The 21903-nt window shown below is 68.7% G+C and carries 25 protein-coding genes; 10 read left to right on the forward strand and 15 right to left on the reverse strand.

Going from position 1 to position 21903, the window contains the following annotated elements:
- A partial coding sequence (locus tag NBRGI_RS49340; protein WP_235211161.1) for a hypothetical protein occupies positions 1-197 on the forward strand: 197 nt, incomplete at its 5' end.
- A 36-nt stretch (positions 198-233) separates the two neighbouring features.
- Here the strand turns inward: NBRGI_RS49340 and NBRGI_RS31780 are convergent.
- Complete coding sequence (locus NBRGI_RS31780; RefSeq protein WP_370627875.1) at positions 234-1349, reverse strand: methyltransferase; 1116 nt, start codon at positions 1347-1349, stop codon at positions 234-236.
- Between the two features lie 928 nt (positions 1350-2277).
- Between NBRGI_RS31780 and NBRGI_RS31785 the strand changes: the two genes are divergently transcribed.
- Positions 2278-2634, forward strand: coding sequence for a hypothetical protein (locus NBRGI_RS31785; protein ID WP_029900877.1), 357 nt, complete (start codon positions 2278-2280; stop codon positions 2632-2634).
- 437 nt (positions 2635-3071) lie between these two features.
- On the opposite strand, the gene NBRGI_RS31790 is transcribed toward NBRGI_RS31785, so the two are convergent.
- The 5 genes from NBRGI_RS31790 to NBRGI_RS31810 all read right to left on the reverse strand — a co-directional run bounded on the left by NBRGI_RS31790 (position 3072) and on the right by NBRGI_RS31810 (position 7970).
- Positions 3072-3584 carry a flavin reductase family protein gene (locus tag NBRGI_RS31790; protein ID WP_051728184.1) on the reverse strand — a complete coding sequence of 171 codons (513 nt, stop codon included), beginning with the start codon at positions 3582-3584 and terminating at the stop codon, positions 3072-3074.
- On the reverse strand, positions 3577-4089 hold the full coding sequence (locus NBRGI_RS31795; RefSeq protein ID WP_029900879.1) for an NADPH-dependent FMN reductase: 513 nt from the start codon (positions 4087-4089) through the stop codon (positions 3577-3579). Before NBRGI_RS31795 ends, NBRGI_RS31790 begins: the two co-directional genes overlap by 8 nt.
- 46 nt (positions 4090-4135) lie before the next feature.
- Positions 4136-5353 (reverse strand): SfnB family sulfur acquisition oxidoreductase, encoded by a 1218-nt coding sequence (locus NBRGI_RS31800; RefSeq protein ID WP_029900880.1) that lies wholly within the window; start codon positions 5351-5353, stop codon positions 4136-4138.
- Complete coding sequence (sfnG, locus tag NBRGI_RS31805) at positions 5353-6468, reverse strand: dimethylsulfone monooxygenase SfnG (RefSeq protein ID WP_029900881.1); 1116 nt, start codon at positions 6466-6468, stop codon at positions 5353-5355. Before sfnG ends, NBRGI_RS31800 begins: the two co-directional genes overlap by 1 nt.
- 116 nt (positions 6469-6584) lie before the next feature.
- Positions 6585-7970 carry a styrene monooxygenase/indole monooxygenase family protein gene (locus tag NBRGI_RS31810; protein ID WP_029900882.1) on the reverse strand — a complete coding sequence of 462 codons (1386 nt, stop codon included), beginning with the start codon at positions 7968-7970 and terminating at the stop codon, positions 6585-6587.
- A 97-nt stretch (positions 7971-8067) separates the two neighbouring features.
- On the opposite strand from NBRGI_RS31810, the gene NBRGI_RS31815 reads away from it, so the two are divergent.
- Complete coding sequence (locus tag NBRGI_RS31815) at positions 8068-8556, forward strand: GAF domain-containing protein (RefSeq protein WP_029900883.1); 489 nt, start codon at positions 8068-8070, stop codon at positions 8554-8556.
- Between the two features lie 7 nt (positions 8557-8563).
- Here the strand turns inward: NBRGI_RS31815 and NBRGI_RS31820 are convergent, their stop codons facing one another.
- Together NBRGI_RS31820 and NBRGI_RS31825 are read right to left on the reverse strand one after the other, a co-directional pair.
- Positions 8564-10000, reverse strand: a complete 1437-nt coding sequence (locus tag NBRGI_RS31820) for an LLM class flavin-dependent oxidoreductase (protein ID WP_029900884.1) — start codon at positions 9998-10000, stop codon at positions 8564-8566.
- Positions 9997-11220, reverse strand: coding sequence for an acyl-CoA dehydrogenase family protein (locus NBRGI_RS31825; protein WP_029900885.1), 1224 nt, complete (start codon positions 11218-11220; stop codon positions 9997-9999). The genes NBRGI_RS31820 and NBRGI_RS31825 overlap by 4 nt, the downstream gene beginning before the upstream one ends.
- A 138-nt stretch (positions 11221-11358) precedes the next feature.
- Between NBRGI_RS31825 and NBRGI_RS31830 the strand changes: the two genes are divergently transcribed.
- Positions 11359-11658 carry a DUF1905 domain-containing protein gene (locus NBRGI_RS31830; RefSeq protein ID WP_029900886.1) on the forward strand — a complete coding sequence of 100 codons (300 nt, stop codon included), beginning with the start codon at positions 11359-11361 and terminating at the stop codon, positions 11656-11658.
- 26 nt (positions 11659-11684) lie between these two features.
- Here the strand turns inward: NBRGI_RS31830 and NBRGI_RS31835 are convergent, their stop codons facing one another.
- The 3 genes from NBRGI_RS31835 to NBRGI_RS31845 all read right to left on the reverse strand — a co-directional run bounded on the left by NBRGI_RS31835 (position 11685) and on the right by NBRGI_RS31845 (position 12649).
- Positions 11685-12020, reverse strand: coding sequence for a hypothetical protein (locus tag NBRGI_RS31835; protein ID WP_029900887.1), 336 nt, complete (start codon positions 12018-12020; stop codon positions 11685-11687).
- Positions 12021-12141: 121 nt separating this feature from the next.
- On the reverse strand, positions 12142-12438 hold the full coding sequence (locus NBRGI_RS31840) for a hypothetical protein (RefSeq protein WP_029900888.1): 297 nt from the start codon (positions 12436-12438) through the stop codon (positions 12142-12144).
- Positions 12425-12649, reverse strand: a complete 225-nt coding sequence (locus NBRGI_RS31845) for a hypothetical protein (RefSeq protein ID WP_029900889.1) — start codon at positions 12647-12649, stop codon at positions 12425-12427. The genes NBRGI_RS31840 and NBRGI_RS31845 overlap by 14 nt, the downstream gene beginning before the upstream one ends.
- 124 nt (positions 12650-12773) lie before the next feature.
- Here NBRGI_RS31845 and NBRGI_RS31850 point away from each other — a divergent pair, with 124 nt between their 5' ends.
- On the forward strand, positions 12774-13556 hold the full coding sequence (locus NBRGI_RS31850; protein WP_029900890.1) for an alpha/beta fold hydrolase: 783 nt from the start codon (positions 12774-12776) through the stop codon (positions 13554-13556).
- Here the strand turns inward: NBRGI_RS31850 and NBRGI_RS31855 are convergent.
- From NBRGI_RS31855 to NBRGI_RS31865, 3 genes are read right to left on the reverse strand one after another with little or no spacing between them, the layout of a single operon-like run.
- A complete protein-coding gene (locus NBRGI_RS31855) occupies positions 13547-14215 on the reverse strand; it encodes a TetR/AcrR family transcriptional regulator (RefSeq protein WP_029900891.1) in 669 nt (222 codons plus the stop codon). The two genes, NBRGI_RS31850 and NBRGI_RS31855, sit on opposite strands and share 10 nt — an antisense overlap.
- Positions 14200-14964: a crotonase/enoyl-CoA hydratase family protein gene (locus NBRGI_RS31860; RefSeq protein ID WP_029900892.1), complete on the reverse strand. Its 765-nt coding sequence runs from the start codon at positions 14962-14964 to the stop codon at positions 14200-14202. The genes NBRGI_RS31855 and NBRGI_RS31860 overlap by 16 nt, the downstream gene beginning before the upstream one ends.
- Positions 14961-16490: an acetyl-CoA acetyltransferase gene (locus NBRGI_RS31865; protein WP_029900893.1), complete on the reverse strand. Its 1530-nt coding sequence runs from the start codon at positions 16488-16490 to the stop codon at positions 14961-14963. Before NBRGI_RS31865 ends, NBRGI_RS31860 begins: the two co-directional genes overlap by 4 nt.
- Before the next feature lie 160 nt (positions 16491-16650).
- Between NBRGI_RS31865 and NBRGI_RS31870 the strand changes: the two genes are divergently transcribed.
- The 5 genes from NBRGI_RS31870 (at position 16651) to NBRGI_RS31895 (ending at position 21239) form a co-directional block, all read left to right on the forward strand.
- The gene (locus NBRGI_RS31870) at positions 16651-17412 is read left to right on the forward strand and encodes a crotonase/enoyl-CoA hydratase family protein (protein WP_029900894.1); all 762 of its coding nucleotides are present in this window, start codon (positions 16651-16653) and stop codon (positions 17410-17412) included.
- 177 nt (positions 17413-17589) lie between these two features.
- Positions 17590-18696: a DUF4185 domain-containing protein gene (locus NBRGI_RS31875; protein WP_029900895.1), complete on the forward strand. Its 1107-nt coding sequence runs from the start codon at positions 17590-17592 to the stop codon at positions 18694-18696.
- Positions 18697-18802: 106 nt separating this feature from the next.
- Complete coding sequence (locus NBRGI_RS31880; RefSeq protein WP_029900896.1) at positions 18803-20038, forward strand: erythromycin esterase family protein; 1236 nt, start codon at positions 18803-18805, stop codon at positions 20036-20038.
- A gap of 26 nt (positions 20039-20064) precedes the next feature.
- A complete protein-coding gene (locus NBRGI_RS31885) occupies positions 20065-20748 on the forward strand; it encodes a class I SAM-dependent methyltransferase (protein WP_029900897.1) in 684 nt (227 codons plus the stop codon).
- A gap of 266 nt (positions 20749-21014) precedes the next feature.
- Entirely contained in the window at positions 21015-21239 is a 225-nt protein-coding gene (locus NBRGI_RS31895) for a hypothetical protein (RefSeq protein ID WP_148311022.1), read from the forward strand.
- A gap of 18 nt (positions 21240-21257) precedes the next feature.
- On the opposite strand, the gene NBRGI_RS31900 is transcribed toward NBRGI_RS31895, so the two are convergent.
- Positions 21258-21854: an alpha/beta hydrolase family protein gene (locus NBRGI_RS31900; RefSeq protein WP_029900899.1), complete on the reverse strand. Its 597-nt coding sequence runs from the start codon at positions 21852-21854 to the stop codon at positions 21258-21260.
- Positions 21855-21903: the final 49 nt, after the last annotated feature.

Genomic DNA, 21903 nt, shown 5'->3' on the forward strand with positions numbered 1-21903 from the left:
GCGCGCACGTCCGGCGTCCCGCACCGTGTTTCAGCACCCCCGCCCGCACGTCTCGGCATCCCGCGCACGTTCCAGCATCCCGCGCACGTTCCAGCATCCCGCGCACGTTCCAGCACCCCGCGCACGTTCCAGCACCCCGCGCACATCTCAGCATCCCGCGCACGTCCCGGCATCCCGCGCGCGTGTCGGTCGACTGACACGTGCGCGGGGTGACGAGAGGTGCGCGGCGGGGCTCAGCCCAGGCGCCAGAGGGAGGTGATCTCGGCGGCGCGGGCGGCGTGCAGTGGGTCGGTGGTGTCGCGGGTGCGGGGGTGGTGGGGGGCGGTGTCGAGGCGGTCGAGGACGCGGAGACCGGCGGCGGTGACGCGGGCGTGGAGTTCGGACCGGGTGCGTAGGCCGAGCCGTTCGGCGAGGTCGGAGAGGACGAGCCAGGCCTCCCCGCCGAGGGTGAGATGGGTCGGCAGGCCCGCGAGGAACTGGCGCAGCATCGCGCTGTCCGCGTCGTAGACGCCGCGCTCGAGAGCGGAGGTGGGCCGGGCGGGCAACCAGGGCGGATTGCAGACGATCAGGTCGGCGCGGCCTTCGGGATAGAGGGTGGGGCCGGTGACGTGGACGGTGTCGGCGAGCCGCAGCCGGGCGGTGTTCTCCCGGGCACAGATCAGGGCGCGCGGGTTGTCGTCGGTGGCGACGACCCGCCGGATGCCGCGTCGGGCGAGCACCGCGGCCAGCACGCCGGTGCCTGTGCCGAGATCGAAGGCCGTCGCCGCACCGGCCGGTAGCGGCGCACCCGCGACGAGGTCGACATATTCACCGCGAACCGGCGCGAAAACCCCGTAGTGCGGATGGATGGCGGCGCCGAGAGCCGGTATGGGAACACCCTTTTCGCGCCATTGCGCAGCACTGAGCACACCGAGAAGCTCGGTGAGTGCGACGAGCACGGGTCCGCGACCCGGTCCGTACGCCTGAGCACAGGCCGCACGGACATCGGGGGCGCGGCGCAACGCGAGCGCGTGGTCGTGCTCGAGGTGCACGAGCAACTTGCCGAGTACCCGGGCGCGCTGGTTGCGGGCCCGGCGCTGCGCGCGAAACATCTCCGCCGGATCATCTTGGCGTGCAAGCGCTTTCCGATCGATACGACGCGCCATCGCCCGCAGCAGCTGGCGGGCATTGTGATAGTCGCCGCGCCACAGCAGCGCGGTGCCTTCGCAGGCCAGCCGGTACGCGGTGGCGGCGGGCAGCCGGTCGTCGGCGATCAGGACACGGCTCGGTGCCGGTGTCGCGCTTTCGGAATGCCAGCGGGCGGATCGGACGGTGTCGGCTTCGGTCCAGGTCACGGTGGACACGGACAACTCCTCGTGGTCGGGCAGTCAGGGGCACGGAGTGCACCTCGACGAGGAGTTACTGCGAGTGGGTGTGGCTAGAGCTCCCGCGTCGACGTGCGCGCGGAGCCGTCTCCTAAAACCATGCCCATGGTCATGACAGACCCTTCCGAACGAATGTGCCACCAGTCTCGCACATCCGGCCGGCTACCTCACGACGCGATGTCGACTTCGGCGTGCAATCGACGGAACCTGCTGCCGTGGAAGACCGGGCCGGGCCCCAGCGTGGTGCAGGGAAAGGGAACCGCTGAGCACGGCGGTTTGCCGCAGCCAGCGGTAGCCATTGCCATGCGGCCGCAGACGCAGTGGACTCACGATGACCTCCGACGCCGAAACGATGACCGAGCCGAACGATGCGAACGGGACGGCATTTGTTGTGGTTTCCCGAGTTCGATGGAACCGATCCGGAGCCGGCGACGTCAAACCATGTGACACAACAGCTCTCAGACTCTGGAGACCAATGTATGACCGTCGCGTTCGCACACCCGCCGTCACTGGATACGTCGGTATCAACAGCCAAGCGATGAAACCGGCTGCCAGACTCGGCCCCTCGCCGCGCGGCAGGGTCGAGCGCGGCGAACACGGCGCCAGTCCGAGCAGCGCGATCGACGCGTCCTGTACCCGTCGTGACCCAGCCGCATGGGAATGACGGTAGCGGAGGGCCAGCCGATTCGCGAGAATCCGCAAAGGATCTCGCGACTGACGGAACCGAAACCGCATTTGAGGCGTCAAAACCTGTAGTCCACAACAGATCTCGGAAGTAAGCATCACACGGAACTGGGCGAGGATCAGCCCGTACCCCCTTAGGGCCGGTGTTGGGGAGCTGCAACTCCCCAACACCTAGTGCTGCCCAAACGCAGCTACCCGCAGTAACAACCACCAGATAGAGGAACACGCAATGAACCGCATCCGCAAAGCCGTCACTACCAGCATGATCGTACTCGCAGGGGCGACGGTCATCTCGACTTCGACCGCCGTATCCGCCCAAGCAACCCCGCTGGGCTGCGCGGCCGGGTATCTGGCGCTTGGGGCCGCCGCTGCCAGCGCGCCCGCCGCCACCACCGGGGTCGGCGCCGCAGCGGTAGTGCTCGGCGCGAGTTCGGCCACCGCAGTGATATTCGACCAGTGCGAGATGATGAAGGACGGTCAGGTTATCGATATCCCAGCTGGAGCCACCTGCTATTCCATCCACGATCGCAGCAAGCGGGTCGCCTGCCCGTCACAGGCGAGGGTATACAAGGGCGAGATGGCTTGAGCTACACTGACGGAACCTTAGCAATCTAAACGAGACCGAGTCCACACTGGAGTAAGCGCGTTGGAGCGAATATCGATCTTTCTCAGTGCAATTACTCTCGTAGCGTTGCTGGTCGCAGGTGCCGAGATAGCGCGGAGCACAAAGACTCCATTCGTGCTGGTGCTTGTTTCTGCCGCCGTGATAGCGGTTGGCGTGGATCTTGCTCGCAAAATACGCAAGATGAACACGAACTCGACGCATCGCGGAGAACGTAATAGACACTAGGGTCCGTAGCATCAACATCGATCTTCACCGGTCTCTCTGACCGGTGAAGATCGATGTCAAAGAAATTTGATCTCGTCCGGAACGAAAATACGCCGAGAATATGGGGATATCGTTTTCGGCAAATCCAATCGACGCGGGATGTGCGACCAGTCTCGCACATCCGGCCGGCTACCTCACGACGCGATGTCGACTTCGGCGTGCAATCGACGGAACCTGCTGCCGTGGAAGACGAGCGGGTCGACGTCGGTGCGGGTGGCGATGCGGTGGATGCGCAGGATGACGACCGCGTGATCGCCCGCGGGCACCTGCGCCTCGGGCACCCCTTCGATCCACGCCGACGCCCCGTCGATGAACACCGCCTCGCCGGTGCCCCGATGTAATGCGGTGCCACGGAAGCGGTCGCCGTTGCGGGCGCCGAGCGAGCGGGCGGCGTCCTGCTGATCGGTGCCGAGCAGGCTGAGGCCGAGATGGCCCGCGGCGGCGAGTTTCGGCCAGGTCGAGGACGAGTTCTGCACGCAGAACGACACCAGCGGCGGATCGAGGGAGACCGGCACGAAGGTGCTCACCGCGAGACCGTGTGGGGTGCCGTCGATATCGGCGCAGACGGCGACCACGCCGCTCGGGAAGTTGGCGAAGGCGCGACGCAGGCCGCCGCCATCGGCGGGAGATTCGAAGAGCTCATGCATGATCGGTCGCCTTCGCGGTGGCCAGCGCCTGGGCGACGGGCCGCCATCGGTCGCTGTAGCGGTCGATCGCGCCGTCCTCCTGGAAGGTGCGATCGGAGAGGTAGAGGCCGGGCAGCGCGGCGGTGGCGCCCAGTTCGACGAGGACCGGTTTGAGCAACAGGTCGGGTGCGAGCGCGTGCCCGGGCCCGGCGCCGAGCATCACGGGGACGCCGAGCACACCGGCCAATCCGGTGCCGCCGTCGAACTGTTCGAGGAACAGCTTCAGTAGCCCGGTATAGGTGGCTTTGAACGTCGGACTGGCGAAAACGACCAGCTCCGAATCCGATACGGTGCGCACCGCCGCGCCCACCGCGGGATCACCCCAGCCGAGCAGTGCGGGACCGAACTCGACCAGATCGAGCACGGTGGGCTCCGCCTCGGGGCGCAGGCCCCGCGCGACCAGTGTGGCCGCGGTCAGGGTGCGGGAAGCGGGCTTCGGGTTGCCGACTACGACCGTCACTGTCACTGTTCGTATCCCTCTCGCTGACTAACTGTTCGACCGCGCGAGCGGTCTAGAGCACCCCGTGCAACGGCGGCGCCGTGCCGTGCAACAGGGCACGGCCGAGGTGCTGGTACTTCCATCTGACCGGGTCGTGCAAGGTGTGCGTGCGCGCGTTGCGCCAGAAGTGATGCAGGTTCAGATCGGCTGCGGCACTGCGTGTTCCACCCACTTCGAACAGGGCGCTCGACACCTCGGTCGCGGCCCGATCGGCGAGCACCTTCGCGGCCGCCACCGCGAGCGAGGCACGCGCGGCCGACTTCGCGTCCGCCGCGGCACCGGTTGCCGCGTCGACGGCGAGGCCTGCCGCGGTGAGCGTGGCTTCGGCGGCGGTGACCGTCACGGACAACTCGCCGAAGCGCTGGATCAGCAAGGGATCGTCGACCGCACGGGCGACGTCGGCTTCGAACCAGGGCCTGCTGGCGGTCTGCACGAATTCCGTTGCCGCCGTGAGTGCGCCGCGGGCGATACCGGTATCGATGGCGGCGTGCAGCAGCTGCGCGAAAGCGCCGTACGCGTGCGGGGCCCGTACCGCCGCCGAACGGGCGATCACCTGGTCGGGATCCACGAGTACCTCGTCGAAACGCACGGTGCCGCTGCCGGTGGTGCGCTGGCCGAAACCGTTCCAGTCGTCGACGATCTGCACGCCGGGAGTGTCGGCGGGCAGGTACACGATGTACTCCCCCGGCTCCAGCCCGCTGCGTCGATCCGGATCGTCCAGCTTGGTCAGCACCGCCAGCAGATTCGCGAACAACGAACCGGTGCAATAGAACTTGCGTCCGTCGACGCGAAACCGCTTGCCCTGCGGGCGCAAGGTGGTGCTGATATCGGCGATGGTCGCGCCGCCGCGTTCGGACTGCGCGTTGGCGATGCGCGCACCGTCGAGCACCTGCCCGAAATACCTGCGCCGCTGCGCGTGGGAACCGGCCAGCCGCACCAGGTTCAGATAGACGAAGTGGCTGTGCGGGATCTGCGCGATATTCGGGTCGGCGGCCGCGAGAATCCGCACCACCTCGGCGACCGCGCTCGGCGGCAGTTCCGCGCCGCCGTATTCGGCGGGCACGGTCACCGCGAGCAGGCCTGCGGCCGCGAGCCGATCCACCTCGTCGTGCGGCAGGACGCGGTCGCGGTCGCGCACGGCGGCACCGGCGGCGAACTGCGCCGCGAGTGCCTGCGCGACCGAAAACGCCTGTGCCGCCGAGGTGATGCGATCGGCCGCGACCGCGGTCATCAGCCGACCACCGCGACCGGCCGCCGTGCGGCCTCCAGTTCCCGGACCAGCGGCAGCACCTTCGCCCCGAAGTACTCGATCTCCTCCTGGAAGTGCAGGAAGCCACCGAGGATCAGGTCGACACCGAGCTCGCGGTAGGCGACGATGCGCTCGGCGATCTGCTCGGGCGTGCCGATCAGTTTTGTGCGGAAGCCGTCGTTGTACTGCACGAGATCCTCGAAGGTCGAGTCGGCCCACATGCCCCTGTGGTCCTTGGTGGACGCACCCGCCTGCTGTACCGCGTCTCGGAAACCTTCCACAGCAGGCTTGTTCGCCTTCTCGATGATCTCACGCAGCGTGTCCCGCGCTTCCTTTTCGGTGTCGCGGGCGATGATGAAGCCGTTCAGGCCGAACTTCACCTCGCGATTGTGCTCTCGGGCGACCGCACGCAGATCGTCGAGTTGTTCGGTGACGCCGTCGAAGTCCTTGCCGTTGGAGAAGTACCAGTCGGCGTAGCGGCCGCCGTTGCGGCGGGCGGCGGTCGAGTTGCCGCCCTGGAACAGTTCGGGATTCGGCCGTTGCGCGGTGTTGAGCGGTTTCGGCTTCAGCGTGAAATCCCGGATCCGGTAGAAGTCGCCGCCGTAGTTCACATTGTCCTCGGTCCAGATCTTGCGGATCACCTCGAGGAATTCGGCGCTGCGCCGGTACCTTTCGTCGTGCTCGAGCCACGGCTCGCCCAGCGCGGTGAATTCGCCCGCGAACCAACCGGAGACGACGTTGATGGCGAAGCGGCCGTTGGAGAGGTGGTCGGCGGTGGCGCCGAACTTCGCGAGCACCGCGGGATGCCAGAGGCCGGGGTGGATCGCCGCGATCACCTTCAGCCGCTCGGTCGCCCCGAGCAGCGCGAGGCTGAACGAGGTGGACTCGTGCTGGAATTCGGCGCCGTAGGACGCGGTGTAGCGCACCTGGGACAGCGCGTATTCGAAACCGTTGTTCTCAGCGGTCTGCGCCAGCTTCTTGTTGTAGTCGAAGTCCCAGCTGGTGCGCTGCTCGATATCGCTGGTGACCAGTCCCCCGCTGACATTGGGCACCCAGTAGGCGAATTTGATCTGGTCGGCGATCTGCTCCGTGGTCATAGCTGCTCCATGTTTTCGGGGGTAGCCGTCGATCTACACCACTCCAGCACCGCGACCCGATCGGCACGAGGGTTTGAATCTGTGCGATCGGATCGCTGTGCCGAAGCGTGCCGATATCAGGCGCTGGCGAGGGCTTGCGAGAAGGTGGACCGGGCGAACGTGCCCGCGGGCGTGAACCGGCCGAGCACGGCCTGGGCGTCCTCGCCGGTGACCCGGGTGATGAAGGCGTTGGCGGCGTCGAGCGAGTCGACTTCGAGGAAAGGCTGCGGGTGGTGCAGCAGGCCGACCAGCGCGGCGGCGAACTTCGGCGCGACGCTCGCCGCGGCGAACAGCTGGTTGCCGATCTCGGCCAGCTCGGGATCGCCGAGGAACAGCCGGGTGACCTTGTTGGCGGCGTCGCCGCGCACCGCGAGGAACTGCGCGTACTGCTCGGTGAACCAGGCCTCGTCGAACGGGCCGTCGTGCACCGCCGCGGCGGCCACCAGCCGCTGGGCCTGGATGAGCCCGCTCTGCGCGCCCTGCCCCGCGATCGGGTCGTAAGCCGCGGAGGTGTCGCCCAGCGAGGCCACCACGTGGCCGCCCGCGGTGTGCCCGACGGCCGCCCGGACCACCGGCCGCACCGCGCCTTTGAGCCAGGAGTGCGGGTCGTCGGCGAGCACCTGGGTGGCCAGCACCTCCGGCAGATCCCAATCGATGAAGTCCCGGTACAGATCCTGCACGACACGCAACGCGGATTCCGCGGAATCCGCTGTGGCGAAACGGGTTTCCCAGTCGCTGCCGGGGCGCGCCCACCCGAGGAACGCCCAGCTCGGCCCGGCGTCCTTGTGCAGGTACGGGCCCCACCACGCCTCGCCCTGCTCGGCCAGGATGGAGAACCCGCTGTGCGCACCGCCGGCGGGGCTGCGGTGCGCGAAAACATCCTTGTCGTGGCCGATTCCGGTCACGGTGACGGTGAGCAGTGATCGCTGCGGCGCGTCGTACGGGGTACGCGTCTCGTCGATCGGGAACAGGTCGGACAACCCGCCACGGCCGGTGGCAACCAGGGTGAGATCGTTCGCCGCGGCGATCGAGTCGAGGGTCTCGGGGGTCACCGACTCGACGACGAAGCGACCGCCGCGCTCCAGGAACGCGGTCAAACGCTCGTCGGCCTTCAGCCGGGTGTCGACGGCGACGCCGACATAGCCGTCGAAAGTGCCGTCGAACTGGATCAATTCGGCGCCTTCCGGTCCGGCGATCCGGACGCTGAGACCGGTGTGCCGAGGCGCGCGGCCGGTGTAGGTGTCCAGGCCGAGCGCCGACTCGGCCTGCTGGGTCACACCGAATTCGAGCGCGGTGCCGGTGGCGGGTACGTCGTCGCGCAGACTGCGCTGATCACGGTCGCTGTAGAGGGTCACGTCGAATCCGGCGTCGAGCAAACCCAGTGCCGCAGTGGCGCCGGTTTGGCCCGCACCGATCACCGCGGCCGAACGGGGGGAACGGGAAACGGAATTCTGCGTTGTCATGTAGGGATCATCAGGGTGTGACGCGGCCCTCGTGAGTGTTGCGATCACCGAGAATCAATGAGCGAACCGGCCTTTGCGCAGGCGTACCATTCGGCCCATGTCGTTTACCGTTGCCGAGCTGACCGGAGACCGCACCGAGCAGTACCGCCAGCTCACCGAGCAGGCGAGCGCGCTGGTCGCGGGCGAGCCGGACCGGACCGCCAACGCCGCGAATATCGCGGCGCTGGTATTTCACGCACTGCCCGACGTCAATTGGGTCGGATTCTATTTTCACGACGGGCACGAACTCGTGGTCGGGCCCTTTCAGGGCAAACCGGCCTGTGTGCGCATCCCCCTCGGAAAAGGGGTATGCGGCACGGCGGCCCAGACCAGGGAAACGCAATTGGTGCCGGACGTGCACGCTTTCCCCGGCCATATCGCCTGCGACGCCGACACCCGCTCGGAAGTGGTTGTCCCCCTTGTGCACAACGGCGCGCTGATCGGTGTCTTCGATCTGGACAGCCCGAAACCGGGCCGGTTCGACGAGATCGACCGGCAGGGCCTCGAATCCGTCGCGCAGGCGTTGCTCGCCGCACTCCCGTCGTGATCGACCGCTAGAGATTCGGCGTGACGACCGCGGCGCCGGGCCGCGCGACCTCGTCGGGCAGCACCGTCGACCCGGCCGCGCCGACGCGGTAGCGGGCGCCACGATGCTCGTCCGGCAGCCGATCTCCCGCCCCGAACAGCGCGTTGCGCAATGTGCCCGGCACATAGTCGGCGGCGTACGCGCCGCGCTCGGTCAGCACGGGAACCACATGGCGGACAACGTCTTCGAACGATCCCGGGGTGATCGCATAGGCCAGGTTGAAACCGTCGAGATCGGTGTCGGCGACCCACTGCTGGAGTCGGTCGGCGACGGTCGCACCGGAGCCCACGAAGACCGGTCCCATGCCACCGATGCCCGCCCAGCGCCCGATATCGCGCACGGTCCATTCACGCCCGTCGTCGTCGAACTCCTGGAAGGCGGCCACCGCGGACTGGATGGCGTTGCTCTGCACCTGCCCGATCGGGTCGTCCAGGTCGTAACTCGACAGATCGATGCCCATCCAGCCGGACATGAACACGAGGCCGCCCTCGACGCTGGCGTAGGACAGGTACTGCTCGTGCTTGCGCTGGGCCGCCTCGTCGGTCGCGTCGGTGATGATGGTGGCCAGTGCGTAGATCCGCGCCGCGTACGGGTCACGCCCGGCTCGCTCCAGCTCGGACCGGATACGGGAAACCGTCTGCGCCAGTAGCCGTTTCGAGGGCGCGGCGATGAAGATGGCTTCGGCGTTCTCGGCGGCGAAGCGCACGCCCCGGGTGGAGGCGCCCGCCTGGTAGATGACCGGTGTGCGCTGTGGCGACGGCTCGGCGAGATGAATCCCCGGGACCGTGAAGTGCTTGCCCTGATGGCCGATGTGATGCACCTTGGCCGGGTCGACGTAAATGCCCTGGGCGGCGTCGCGCACCACGGCGTCGTCCTCCCACGAGCCTTCCCACAGCTTGTACAGCACCTCCAGGTACTCGTCGGCTTGGTTGTAGCGCTCGTCGTGGTCGAGCTGATCTGCGGCGCCGAAGTTCCGTGCCGCCGAGGGTAGGTAGCCGGTCACGACGTTCCAGCCGATCCGGCCGTTGGTCAGGTGGTCGAGGGTGGAGAGCCGGCGCGCGAACGGGAACGGATGCTCGAAACCGGTGCCGGTGGTGATGCCGAACCCGAGATGCTCGGTGACCGCGGCCATCGCCGAGACCAGCAGCAGCGGATCGGCCACCGGAATCTGCGCGCCCTGGCGCAGGGCGGCGATATCGGTGCCGCCGTAGACGTCATAGGTGCCGAGCACGTCGGCGATGAAGATGCCGTCGAACCGGCCCTGCTCCAGCAATCGCGCCAGATCGGTCCAGTAGCTCAGTTCCTTGTAGCGATGCGACTGGTCGTCCGGATGCCGCCACAGGCCTGGTGATTGGTGGGCGACGCAGTTCATGTCGAAGGCGTTGAAGCGAATTCGACGGGTCATTCGGCCGCTCCTTCGGTGGCTTTGCGTTCCCCCGCACTCCAGGCGAAGGGCAGGTCCGTGCCGTTCAGCAGGTGATCGCCGATCGCGCGCGCCTTCTGGATCGCCGGATTGTGCACCGAGATGGTGCGGGCGTTGCGCCAGTGCCGATCCAGCCGCTGGCGCTCCGAAACCACCGACGCACCACCGACTTCGAACAGCAGCGAGGTGGCGGGCAGTACCAGGTCGATCACCGCGAGCTGGGCCTGCGCCGCCGCGAGTTCGGCGGCGACCAGGGAATTTTCGTCGGTCGCGCCGGCGGCGAGCACGTCGTCCAGTACGTCCGCGACGGCGAGCACACTCGACCGTGCCGCGAAGGCCGCCGCCGACAACTTGCCGATCACCTGCTGTACCAACGGATCCTGGCGCGGCAGCCCGGCCGCGGAATGCGTGTAGCTGCGGGTTCGGCCCGCCACCCAGGCACGGGCGTCGGACTCGGCGCGCTGCGCGATGCCCGCGAGCACCGCTAGCTGCACCAGTTGCAGGTACGACGTCGCGTAGGTGGGGCCGGGCGCACCGTAGCCGGGCCCGAGGATACGCTCCTCGGATACCACCACATCGGTGAATTCCGTTGTGCCACTGGCGGTCAACCGCTGGCCGAAACCATCCCAATCGTCGTGCTGCCGGACGCCGTCGGCGCTCGCGTCGACCAGCACGCCGACCCGCTCGCCGTCGCGGTCGGCCGCGGCCAGGATGTGGTCCGCGTAGAGCGAACCGGTGCTGTAATACTTCACACCGTTCAGCAGCCAGCGATCGCCGTCCCTGGTCAGCCGGGTCCGGTAGCGGTCGACCGCGCCGACGCCCGGCTCGGTGATCGCGTTGCCGACCAGCGTGCCGGCGGCCACGGCCCGCAGCCACTGCTCGCGGGCCGGACCGGACTCGGCGAGCAGCTGGTCTTCCACGAACGAGAAGTGCACGCGCAGCGCCTGCGGCAGATTCGACTCGGCCGCGGCCAGCTCGATGAGCAGCCGGAACAGCTGACGCACCGTGACGCCGTAGCCGCCGAACTCGACCGGCACCCGCAACGCGCCGAACTTCGCCTCGCGCAACCACCCGACCTCGTCGAACGGCAGCCGGCGATCGATCTCCCGCTCCACCGCGCCCTGCGCGATCCGGTCGAAGATCGGCCCGAAGACCGCATCCAGTTCGGCGTCGGTGGCGGATCTGGCTTCGATGGATGTCATCACCCCACGATCGCGCACGCCGCGGGGGAGCTCACGGGTTGCGCGCAGCGCGATCCGAATCCGCCGCGCTGCGGTCGGCGCTCACGGCGAAAGTACTGGTCCCGACCGATTGTCAGAGGGTGGCGTTACAGTCGCGCCGTGGCTGGATCGCAGTACTCGTTCGACGCGCAAGTGTGGGAGCACCACGCGGGCTCCTGGTATTTCGTCTCACTGCCCGAGGACGTCGCCGACGAGATCGAGGACCGCTATGCGCACCGGGCCGGTGGGTTCGGCTCGGTCCGGGTGCACGTCACCATCGGCGCGAGCCGCTGGTCCACATCCCTTTTCCCGGACAAATCCCGCGCCACCTACGTGCTACCGGTGAAGAAGGCGATCCGCACCGCCGAAGAACTCGACGCGGGCTCACGCACCCGCGTCGAACTCGTCGTCGCGCTCTGAGGCCCTCGGTACCGGCTGGGAAGGTTTCAGCGCGGGGTGGCCATGCATTCCGTGGCGATGCGGGTACTCGCGGTGCGGGCCTTCTCCGCGTCTTCCTTGCTCATGCCCAGGGTCTGCTGGTCGGCGGCCTTGGTGTCGTACTCGTCGCTCACCATGACCCGCAGGCCGTCCTGGGAGATGCCCTGCTCGACAAAGAGTTTCGCCGCACACTCGGCGAGTTCCTTGTTTTTGAGCCCCTTGTCCTGGAGTGACTTGGCCAGGTCGGCCTGGGTCACCGCCGGCGCCGCCGCCGCTGTGTCGTTTCCGCATGCCGCGAGCACCGGCAGCGCGATGAGCGCCGCGGCGATCAGGGAGATCCGCACCTGAATCCTCTTCTTTCGAATGGACACTAGCCATTGCCTGGACCGAACGGACGGCACGACAGCGCCGACGTCGGCCCCGATGGTACCGATCGAGCCGGAAACCGTCGTGCCGATGCCGTTTTCACAAATCCATCGCGGCGCGCAGCGCGGTGTCCAGGCGTTCCAGCGCCTCGGACTCCATCTCGTCCACCCGCTCGGCGAGCCAGCCGCGGAAGATGCGGCCGATGTTGCCGGCGTGCACCCAGCCGTACCGCTGCACCGGCACCGCGAGGATGTCCTGCGGGTCGTCGGCCACCACCTCGGCGGCGATCAGCCACGGGCGCGGCGACTCGTTGATGCCGTCACTGCTGATGAGCACGACCGTGCGCCGTCGGGGCGAACCATGCGGGTTGTAGATCCACAGTTCACCCCGCCGCACGCATCGCCTCCTCGGCGGCGGCCAGCTCGGCCGCGTCCGCGGCCGCCTCGGCCGTCGCATCGGGCGCCGGGCCGCAGCCGGTGCGCACGGCCTCGCGACGCGCGGCCTTCGATATCCACGCCGACGGCGACATACCCGCGCGGGCCGCGGCCTGCTCGGCATAGGACCAAGCGGCCTCGTCCAGCGAAAGGGTGACCTTACGCGTTGCCATACCAATTACCGTACCGCGATATTCCCGGCACTGCCAGCGGCGATCGGGTGTCGAGCGGTGCAGCCAGGGCAACTGAGGGCTGGTGCCTGCTGTTAGTGTTGACGCAGCGGAGAGGCGGATTGCGATGACGACGTTGAATTACCACCGGGCGGGTGCGGGCGAGCCGCTGGTACTGGTGCACGGCGTCGGCAGCCGGTGGCAGGTGTGGGAACCGGTCATCGACACCCTCGCCGAGTCCCATGACGTGATCGCGGTGGATCTGCCGGGGTTCGGCGACTCGGCCCCGCTGGCCACCACCACGGTCGACACGCTCACCGACGCACTCGCCGAATTCCTTGTCGCGCAAGGGATCGAGCGGCCACACCTGGCCGGGAACTCGATGGGCGGGCTGATCACGCTGAACCTCGGCGCTCGCGGGCTGGCCCGCTCGGTGACCGCGTTCTCCCCGATCGCGTTCTGGGACAAGGCCGGTCGGATCTGGTGCCAGCAGTCCCTCGGCCGATCACAGCAACTCGCAGGACTGTTGCGGCCCGCGCTGCCCGCGGTGCTGGGCACGGCCCTGGGCCGCACCCTGTTCCTGCAACTGGTCTTCGGCAAGCCGTGGGCGGTCGGCAAGCAGGTGGGGCTGGACACCGCGACGGGCGCGGCCGACGCACCGGGTTTCACCGCGGCGCTCGCCTCGTTCGACCGGGCGCGACTGCACGAGATCGGCGCGCTGGCAGACATTCCGGTCACCATCGCCTGGGGCAACCGCGACATCCTGCTCACCTACGCCACGCAGAGCCGCCGGGCCCGCGCGACCCTGCCGGACGCCCGGCACGTCACGCTGCCCGGCAGCGGGCACACCCCGTACTACGACGACCCCGCCGCCTGCGCCGCGGTGATCCGCAGCACCGCCTACGCCTGACGATCGGGACGCGCCAGCAGGGTGTCCGCCGGGGCCGCGCCGAGCAGGATGCGGACGGCGTTTCGCCAGCGGTGCTGGATGATTCGGTTCCCGTCCAGATCGCCGGTGAGCAGCACGCGCATGGCCAGGCCGGTCATGATCTCGATGGTGAACTCGGTGATCGTCGGCACCCGTGGGTCGTCGGGGAATTCCGCGCGGAAGACGTCCCGAATGCTGGTGTGCATCAACTCGAACAGCCGATGCTCCAGCGGCAGGAACGCGGCGAGCAGCTCCGGATCGGTGCGTGCGCCGACCCACATCTCCAGCGCGGCCCAGAACGACGGGCCGCTCAACATGCGCATGGTCAATTCGACCGCGGTCTCCAGCCGATCCACCGCGGGCGGGATATCGGCGAATTCGCTTGTCAGCTGGTCGAATCGGCGGGTGGCCAGATGCTCGACCGCCCCGGCCAGCAGGTCGGCCTTGGTCGGGAAATGGTGTTGCAGGGTGCCGCGCGGCACGCCTGCCCGCTTCTGCACCTCGAGCGTGGTGGTGCCGGCGTAGCCGACCTCCACCAGGCTCTCGACCGCCGCGTCCAGCAGTCGCGTGCGCATGCGCACCCTGCGCTGCGCCTGCGTCTCCCGGACGCGTTCCCCGGCGCCGGTCAGCGGCCCTGCCACTGCGGTTCACGCTTCTGCGCGAAGGCGAGCGCACCTTCGGCGGCGTCCTTGGAAAACAGTGCGGGCAAAGCGATCTCGCCCTGCTTGGCGAAGGCCTCGCCGACCGCCCAATCGGGCGACTCGTCGATGATGCGCTTGCTCGCGGCGACGGCCAGCGGTGCCGCGGCGGCGATTTCGGCCGCCAGCTCCAGCGCCACCGCCAATGCGCCGCCGGGCTCGGTGATCCGGTTGACCAGACCGAGCTGGTACAGCCGCTCGGCACCGACCCGGCCACCGGTCAACGCGAGTTCGGCGGCCATGCTGCGCGGCAGCCGCTGGGTCAGCCGCAGCACACCGCCGCCCGCGGCGACCAGCCCGCGCTTGACCTCCGGGATGCCGAACTGCGCGTCGCTGGCGGCGACGATCAGGTCGCCGGAGAGGGCGAGTTCGAAGCCACCGGCCAGCGCGAACCCCTCGACCGCCGAAATCATCGGCTTGGCAGGCGGTTTCGCGGCGATGCCGAGCGGACCGCGCCGCTGCGTCATCGGCATCTCACCCTTCGAGGCGGCGACGAGATCCATTCCGGCGCTGAAGGTTGCGCCCGCGCCGGTGAGCACGAGCACGCGCGCCGTCGCGTCGTCCTCGAACGCGTCGACGGCGGATTCGATCGCCAGCGCGGTCGCGAGATCGATGGCGTTGCGGGCCTCGGGGCGGTTGACGGTGAGCACGGTGACGGCGTCGCGTCGCTCCACCAAGATCTTTTCGGTCATCGGGCAGTCCCTTCGGTGAGCGTGAGCGCATCGGCGGCAGTGATATTCACTGCGGCGCCCAGTGGGTCGCCCTCGGTGAACGCTGCGACAGTATCGGCGGCGGAAGTCCGGACCAGTATGCGGGCACCGTCCGGGTTCAGGGCGCTGACCACGACGGCCTCGGGTTCGTCGAGATGGGCGGGGGCGGGCCCCTTGCGGTAGGCCACGGTGTAGGCCTCGACGGTCGCCGGACCGGTATAGCCCGCAGCCGCGGCGCGCCGGGCGGCGGGCACCTCGGCTTCCAGCGAACGGAACAGTCCCGCAGGCGGTTTCGCCGAGTACACGCCGACGCCGTGTTTGGTGATATACCAGCCGAGCGCGGTCGCCAGCCCGTAGGCCTGCGGGTCCTCGCGCAGCAGACCGACCATGGTCGCGATCGAATGCGTGCTGTAATTGTTGCCCGGCCCGCCCGCGAAGGTGAGCCCGCCGGTGACCGAGAGCGGCCGCGCCGGATCGTCGATCGGCAGGCCGAGCGCCTCGGCCGAGACCTGCACCGCGACCGGGAAGCAGGAGTAGAGATCGATGTGCGCGACGTCGTCTATTCCGATACCGGCCGCGCCGAGCGCCGCCCGGCCTGCCGCGGCGATGGCGGGCGACACCGACATGTCCGCGCGTTCGGTGACGAACCATTCGTCGGTGGCGGTGGCCCCGGCGTGCGGGAACACCCAGCGCTCCCGCGGCACCCCGGCCGCGTCGGCGGCGGCCGCGCTGCACACGATCAAGCCCGCGCCGAGATTCACCGACAGGTTCGCGACCAGCAGCTTCGGATACGGCGTCGAGACCAGCCGGTTGGCCGCGCCCGGCGTCACCAGATCGATCGCGTCGTGCGATTCCGGTTGCCACGCATAAGGATTGCGCGCCGCGATGGCGGACAGCCGCGACCACAGGCCGCCGATCCGGGCCCGGTGCGCGTCCACGCTGAGCCCGAGCCGATGGCGCAGCGCGGTCTCCATCAGGGCGTAGAAGTACACCGGTCCCCACATCCCGGCGGCGGTTTCCATCTCGGAATTGGGGGCCCGGTCGGAACCGACGAGGTCGGTCGGCTGCACGTCGTCCGGCTGCTCCGGCCACGCCAGGGTGGCGCCCGCGCGGGTCGCGCTGTTCCATGCCGCCACCGCCTCGGCGCCGGTGAGCAGCGCGATCTCGGACTGTCCGGCCGCGATGGCCTGGGCGACGGTGTTGAGCAGGCGCTGCGGCGCATCGCCGCCGAAGCGCACGGACTGCATCGTCCGCTTCGGGTCGGCACCGAGCTCGGCGGCGACCAGCGCGCCGAGATCCGGGTACGGCCTGCTGACCGGGGCCGCGGCCGCGATGAGGTCCGCGCCGCGCAGGAGCCGATCGCCGGCGCCGCTGTCGGCGCCCGCGCGGCGCAGCGACTCGGCCGCGAGTTCGACCGGGCCCGGCAGGCCGGGTTCACCGTTCCGGTGTACGACCTGCCCGGCGCCGACGAGCACCGGCGTTCGGGGATCAATTCCCGCTGGCAGCATGGTTCCTCCGCAGATCAGGCGTGCCGTCGCCCGCGCGGCAGAGCGGCGGGCGACGCAATTACCGTCAACATTGACGGTAACCTGGGTTCGATTAGAGCAGAGTCCCTGTGGCCGGGCAATGCCCACTGGCATCGAACTGACTCACGGGTAAGATCCGAGCATGGGCACCCACATCGCGCTGCGCTTCGACGGCGATCGCGCCTACGTATCCCTCGACCGGCCGGACAAGCACAACGGCCTGACCATCGACATGCTGCGCGAACTGATCGACACCGCGCACACCATCGCGGGCCGCGGCGACGTGCGCGCGGTGATCCTGTCGGGCAACGGACCCAGCTTCAGCAGCGGCCTGGACATCGCGAAAGCGGCCGGCGATCCGCTGTCCATCGTGCGGGCCTTCGTGCCACTGCCCTGGCGCGGCACCAACGTCTTCCAGGAAGCCTGCTGGGCCTGGCGCAGGCTGCGGGTGCCGGTGATCGCCGCCGTGCACGGCCGCTGCTACGGCGGCGGACTGCAACTCGCGCTGGCCGCCGACTTCCGTTTCGCCACCCCGGATTCGGAGTTCTCGGTAATGGAGGGCAAACACGGCCTGGTGCCCGACATGACCGGCGCGGCCACCCTCTCCCGGCTGATCGGTGTCGACAAGGCACTGCTGCTGACGATGACCGCGGACACCGTTGACGCTGCCTACGCCGAACGGATCGGCCTGGTCACCGAGGTCACCGCGGACCCGGTCGCCGCCGCGGAGAAGCTGGCCGACCGGATCGCGACGCGCTCGCCGCACGCCGTCGCCGGGGCCAAGCGACTCTTCGACAAGGCCTGGCATGCCTCGACCCGCCGCACCTTCGCCATCGAGCGGGCGACGCAGCTGCCGCTGGTCATCCGATTGGCCGTCAACCGGGGGAAATCCGGCACCGACTGAATCCGGCCCGGCAGTTCCGGGACCGAGGCAGCCCTTTTCGACGAAATCACTGCTAGCATTTTCCGCAGATTTGCCAGCCAGTCGAATTGTGGTGCGCTACACACCGCGAGGGGTCTGTGTATCGCGGAAGTCTGTGTTTCGCATTGCTTTCGGCGTGATTCCGGAGGGCGCACAGACTTGAACAGAACCGTAGCCATTGTGCTTACCGCGTTGGCGGGTGTTTCAACCTTACTGACTACAGCGATTACCCCGGCCACCGCCAATCCAAACACCATCAATCCGATTCCGGTACTCAACGGCAGCAACGGTCTGCCCAACCTCGCCGGCCGGTCCCGGGCGGTGTTCCAGATGACCGGCATGGCCAGCCCGAACAACACTCAGACCTACAACGTCCTCGGCACCGACCTCGGCATCATGTGGGACAACGGCAAGGGCGAGCTGCTCACCGCGTTCGGCGACACCGCGGGCCTCGGCTTCCCCAACCTGCTGGCCGGCAGCATGTGGTCGTGGCGCTCCAACATCCTGATGCGCAGCCACACGACCAACCCGGTCAACGGCATATATTTCGACAGCGTCGTGCGCGATGTTTTCGGTCAGGCACGCGATCTGATCCCCAGCCCGAAAATTCCGTTTCTGGAGATTAGCCGTATTCCTACTGCGGGCATTTCGGTGGGCGATGTCCAATTCATGAGCCTGATGTCGGTACGTAGTTGGGACGAGGTCGGACAGTGGAGCACCAACTTCTCCAGCCTCGCCGCCTCCGGCGACAACGGGGAAACGTGGGGAGAACTGCCCGCCACCCGACGGCCGGACGAGGGCGGCAACGGCAACTTCCAGATGAACGCCTTCCTGAAGGACGGCGGGTTCGTCTACGAGTACGGCACCCCGTCCGGCCGCAACCAGGCGGCGTTCGTCGCGCGCGTCCCGGAAGCCCAGATCACCGATCTCAGCGCGTACGAATACTGGGACGGCAACGAGTGGCGGCGCGACGACGTGAACGCTGCCGCGCCGATCATGTGGGGCGTCGGCGAGCTGTCGGTGATGTACAACGCGTACCTCGGCCAGTACATCTCGCTCACCACCGACCCGTTCAACTCGGTGGTGCTGCGCCGGGCGGATGCGCCGACCGGGCCGTGGAGCGAGCCCGAGGTGCTGATCGACACCCGGGAACTGCCGAGCGCGTACGCGCCGTCGATCTTCCCGTATCAGACCGGCCGTGATCTGTACTACCTCACGACCGTGCACAGCCAGTACAACGTGCTGCTCATGCGTACGCAGCTGTAGCGGTTCGCGCCCCCGGACACCCACGATCCGGCGCGGTCCTTGACCTCGACCTCACTTCACCTATGAGGCTGGACCGCGTCGGATCGTCGTCTGTCCAGGAGGAACCATGGGAACCAGCACACCTGCCGTGCCCGAGTGGCCGATCGTGCGGGACTGGCTCACCGCCCACGCCCGTCCGATCAGCGACACCGCGTCGGGCTACACCGGTCCAGATCTCGCCGCGCTGCTCGACCGACTCGGCGCTGCCACGGTGGTCGGGCTCGGTGAATCGACCCGATTCTCCCGGCAGATCTACGGGCTCCAGGAACGGATTTTCCGTGCGCTGGTGCAGCGACATGGGTTCCGCGCCTTGGCGATTCAGGACAGCGCCCGCTCGGGCGAGCGGTGGGACGCGTACGTGCGGGCGGGCGCCGGCGAGCCCGAGACGGTGCTCGCCGAGTCGTGGCGGCCGTGGCGCACCGCGGAAACCGTTGCGGCACTGGAATGGATCCGCGCGTACAACAAGGCGAACCCCGACGACCAGGTGCGGATCTTCGGCATCGAACCGCCGCGGGCCGAGCCGGCGGACTACGACGTCGTCCTGGATTACGTGCGCCGCGTGGCCCCTGATCAGGTGGCCGCCGTCGAGGCACAGCTGGCCCCGATTCGCACCGCGCATCAGGTGGATGAGCACGTCCAGCGCCATCTCGGCACCCACCCGGGCCGCCCGTTCGCCGAGCACGCACGCGCCGCCTTCGAATTGTTCGAAACCTTGCCCGTCGCAGCGGAATACGTCGAAGCCCGGCGGCGTGCCCGGTTGATCGTCGAGTTCCACGAGCAGAGCGTCGCCGGGCAGGGCGGTTTCGCGCGCGACGAACGCCGCGCGGGTATGCGGGTGATCGAACAGCAGCGCACCACCGGCGCCAAGATCGTCTACTGGGACGGCATCGCACACACCGCGGCGCGCCCGCTCGGCCTCGGCAGCGCCGAATTCCGTAGCGTCGGCAGCTATCTGCGCGCGGAGTTCGGCGACGGTTATGCCTCGGTCGCCCTCGGTTTCGGGCACGGTGACCTCGGCGCACACCACGCGCCCGAGCCGCTGCCCGATCTGGTGGACGCGGCACTCGGCACGGTCGAGTTGCCCAGCTACTACCTCGACCTGCGCGCGGAGGCGCCGGGCGCGGTCGACGCGTGGCGCGCGGCCCCGGCGAAGCTGCGCGTGATCAGCGGCGTCTACGACCCGGCCGAAGACGGCACGGCGAACATCACCGTGCCTTCGCTCGCCGGGGCCTTCGACGTGCTGGTGCACGTGCGCGAGACCACGCCGGTGCGCTGGTTGCCGGAGACCGAGATCGCGGGGTAGCCGCGCTCGTCAATAGACTCGCGATCATGGATGCGACCGAGTGGGACGAGCGTTATGCCCAATCCGATTTGGTCTGGGGCGCGCCACCGAACAGCACCGTGGTGGAACACGTCTTCGGGCTCGAGCGGCGCACCCCGCTCGCGCCCGACAGCGACGGCCAGGTCCCGGAGTTGCCCCGCGCCCTGGACCTGGCCTGCGGGGAGGGGCGTAATTCGCTCTGGCTCGCCACGCACGGCTGGCAGGTCTACGCTGTAGACTATTCCCAGGTCGGGGTGGACAAAGGCCGCACCATCGCGACCCGGTTGTCCCGCTCGGTGCGCAGCCGGATCACCTGGGAATGCGCCGATGTGACCGAACTAGAGGTCCCGGGCCCGTTCGAACTCGTCCTGATGGTCTTCTTGCACCTGCCCGCCGACCAGCGGCGAATCGTGCTGCGGCGCGCGGCCGACCTGCTCGCGCCCGAGGGCACGCTGCTGGTCCTCGGCCACGACAGCACCAACCTCACCGACGGGTACGGCGGACCGAAAGACCCGGACGTCCTGTTCACGCCGGACGATGTGATCGCCGACCTCGCACCCGCCATCGACGACCACCGCATCCGAATCCGCTTGGCCGACCGTGTCTTACGCCCGACCGAGGGACGCGACGCCATCGACGCGCTCGTCATCGCGACCCGGCCCGCCGAGTCCGCACTCGAACCCACCGACTGACCCGTCACAGCGAGTACAGGCCCCAGCTCAGCGCCCAGGGGAGGAACACGCTTCCGCCGAGCACCAGCAGCGCGAGCCGGACCCGATCGACGCCGGCCACCTGCCGGCGCGTCCGCCGAGCACTTTCGCGCGGGCACCCCGGCGGGATAGCGCTGCCCCGTGCGGTTGTGCCGTCGATATCGCGGCCACCGGAATCGGGGGCGTGCCAGGGCGTGAGGAGCTGGCTAGCGTGGCGCAGATCCGATCCGTCTCACAGGAGTTGTTCGATGCGCCGTGTTCCACTGAAAATCATTGCCGCCGTTGTGCTCACGCTGGGTGCGGGGGCCGGCGTGGCAAATGCGGCGCCCGGGCTGCCGCTGGAACCGGCACAGCACAGCCAGGTGACGCCGGTCGGCAACGAGGAGATCGGGGTCTCGCCCGGTTCCAGCGACGCCGCGTCGCTGGCCTGCCTGGTGCAGGCGCTGTCCTCCGGCGCCAAATACTGCCTCTGATCTCGCAGCCGCACCGGACTACTCGCTCCACCGCCGCAGCCACGGCGTAACCGTGTCGGCGATGACATCGAACCCGGTGCGGAACGAATGCGGTTGACCCGCGATCACCCGGACCTCCGCGGCATCGGCCGGGTCCGGGATGCCGAACGGATCGCTGCTCCCGTTGATGACCACCACCTCGACGGGAGCGGCAGCCAAGAGCTCCGCGCGCCGGGTCTTCTCCGGCTTGCCCGGCGGATGCAGTGGAAACGACAGCGCGAGCACACCGCGCGCCGAGACCGCGACCGCCGTCCGGCAGGCCACCCGCGCACCATTGCTGCGCCCACCTTGGATGAGCGGTACCCCCTTGACCTTGCGGCGCAACGCCGCGACGATCTCGAGCCACGCCTCGTCCTGCTTCTCGGCCGACCCCGGCGCCCTGCGCCCGGCGACTCGATAGGGCTGTACCACCCTGGCGACGGCACCGCCGAGTTCCACCGCGCGGTCCCGCACGGCCAGCAGATCCTTCGCGTCGACGCCGCCGCCGGAACCGTGCGTGAGCAGCAGCAAGAAGCTCGGTCCGCGGGGACGGTCGAGCTCGATCTCGGCCGGTCCGGCACTCGTCTCGATGCGCACGTCTCACCGTAACCGGAGCACCGGTCCGATCGCCGCCGCCGCGCGCGTC

The organism is Nocardia brasiliensis IFM 10847, assembly GCF_000710915.1.
GTDB lineage: Bacteria > Actinomycetota > Actinomycetes > Mycobacteriales > Mycobacteriaceae > Nocardia > Nocardia brasiliensis_A.

Coding starts and splice junctions, on each gene's coding strand:
- NBRGI_RS31800 (WP_029900880.1), bottom strand. CDS start 5,353: ATGACCGCGGTCGCGGCCGATCGCATCACCTCGGCGGCACAGGCGTTT.
- NBRGI_RS31845 (WP_029900889.1), bottom strand. CDS start 12,649: ATGGCAACGCGTAAGGTCACCCTTTCGCTGGACGAGGCCGCTTGGTCC.
- NBRGI_RS31860 (WP_029900892.1), bottom strand. CDS start 14,964: ATGACCGAAAAGATCTTGGTGGAGCGACGCGACGCCGTCACCGTGCTC.
- NBRGI_RS31790 (WP_051728184.1), bottom strand. CDS start 3,584: ATGCATGAGCTCTTCGAATCTCCCGCCGATGGCGGCGGCCTGCGTCGC.
- sfnG (WP_029900881.1), bottom strand. CDS start 6,468: ATGACCACGGAGCAGATCGCCGACCAGATCAAATTCGCCTACTGGGTG.
- NBRGI_RS31885 (WP_029900897.1), top strand. CDS start 20,065: ATGGATGCGACCGAGTGGGACGAGCGTTATGCCCAATCCGATTTGGTC.
- NBRGI_RS31825 (WP_029900885.1), bottom strand. CDS start 11,220: ATGACATCCATCGAAGCCAGATCCGCCACCGACGCCGAACTGGATGCG.
- NBRGI_RS31870 (WP_029900894.1), top strand. CDS start 16,651: ATGGGCACCCACATCGCGCTGCGCTTCGACGGCGATCGCGCCTACGTA.
- NBRGI_RS31815 (WP_029900883.1), top strand. CDS start 8,068: ATGTCGTTTACCGTTGCCGAGCTGACCGGAGACCGCACCGAGCAGTAC.
- NBRGI_RS31785 (WP_029900877.1), top strand. CDS start 2,278: ATGAACCGCATCCGCAAAGCCGTCACTACCAGCATGATCGTACTCGCA.
- NBRGI_RS31810 (WP_029900882.1), bottom strand. CDS start 7,970: ATGACAACGCAGAATTCCGTTTCCCGTTCCCCCCGTTCGGCCGCGGTG.
- NBRGI_RS31880 (WP_029900896.1), top strand. CDS start 18,803: ATGGGAACCAGCACACCTGCCGTGCCCGAGTGGCCGATCGTGCGGGAC.
- NBRGI_RS31895 (WP_148311022.1), top strand. CDS start 21,015: ATGCGCCGTGTTCCACTGAAAATCATTGCCGCCGTTGTGCTCACGCTG.
- NBRGI_RS31850 (WP_029900890.1), top strand. CDS start 12,774: ATGACGACGTTGAATTACCACCGGGCGGGTGCGGGCGAGCCGCTGGTA.
- NBRGI_RS31820 (WP_029900884.1), bottom strand. CDS start 10,000: ATGACCCGTCGAATTCGCTTCAACGCCTTCGACATGAACTGCGTCGCC.
- NBRGI_RS31865 (WP_029900893.1), bottom strand. CDS start 16,490: ATGCTGCCAGCGGGAATTGATCCCCGAACGCCGGTGCTCGTCGGCGCC.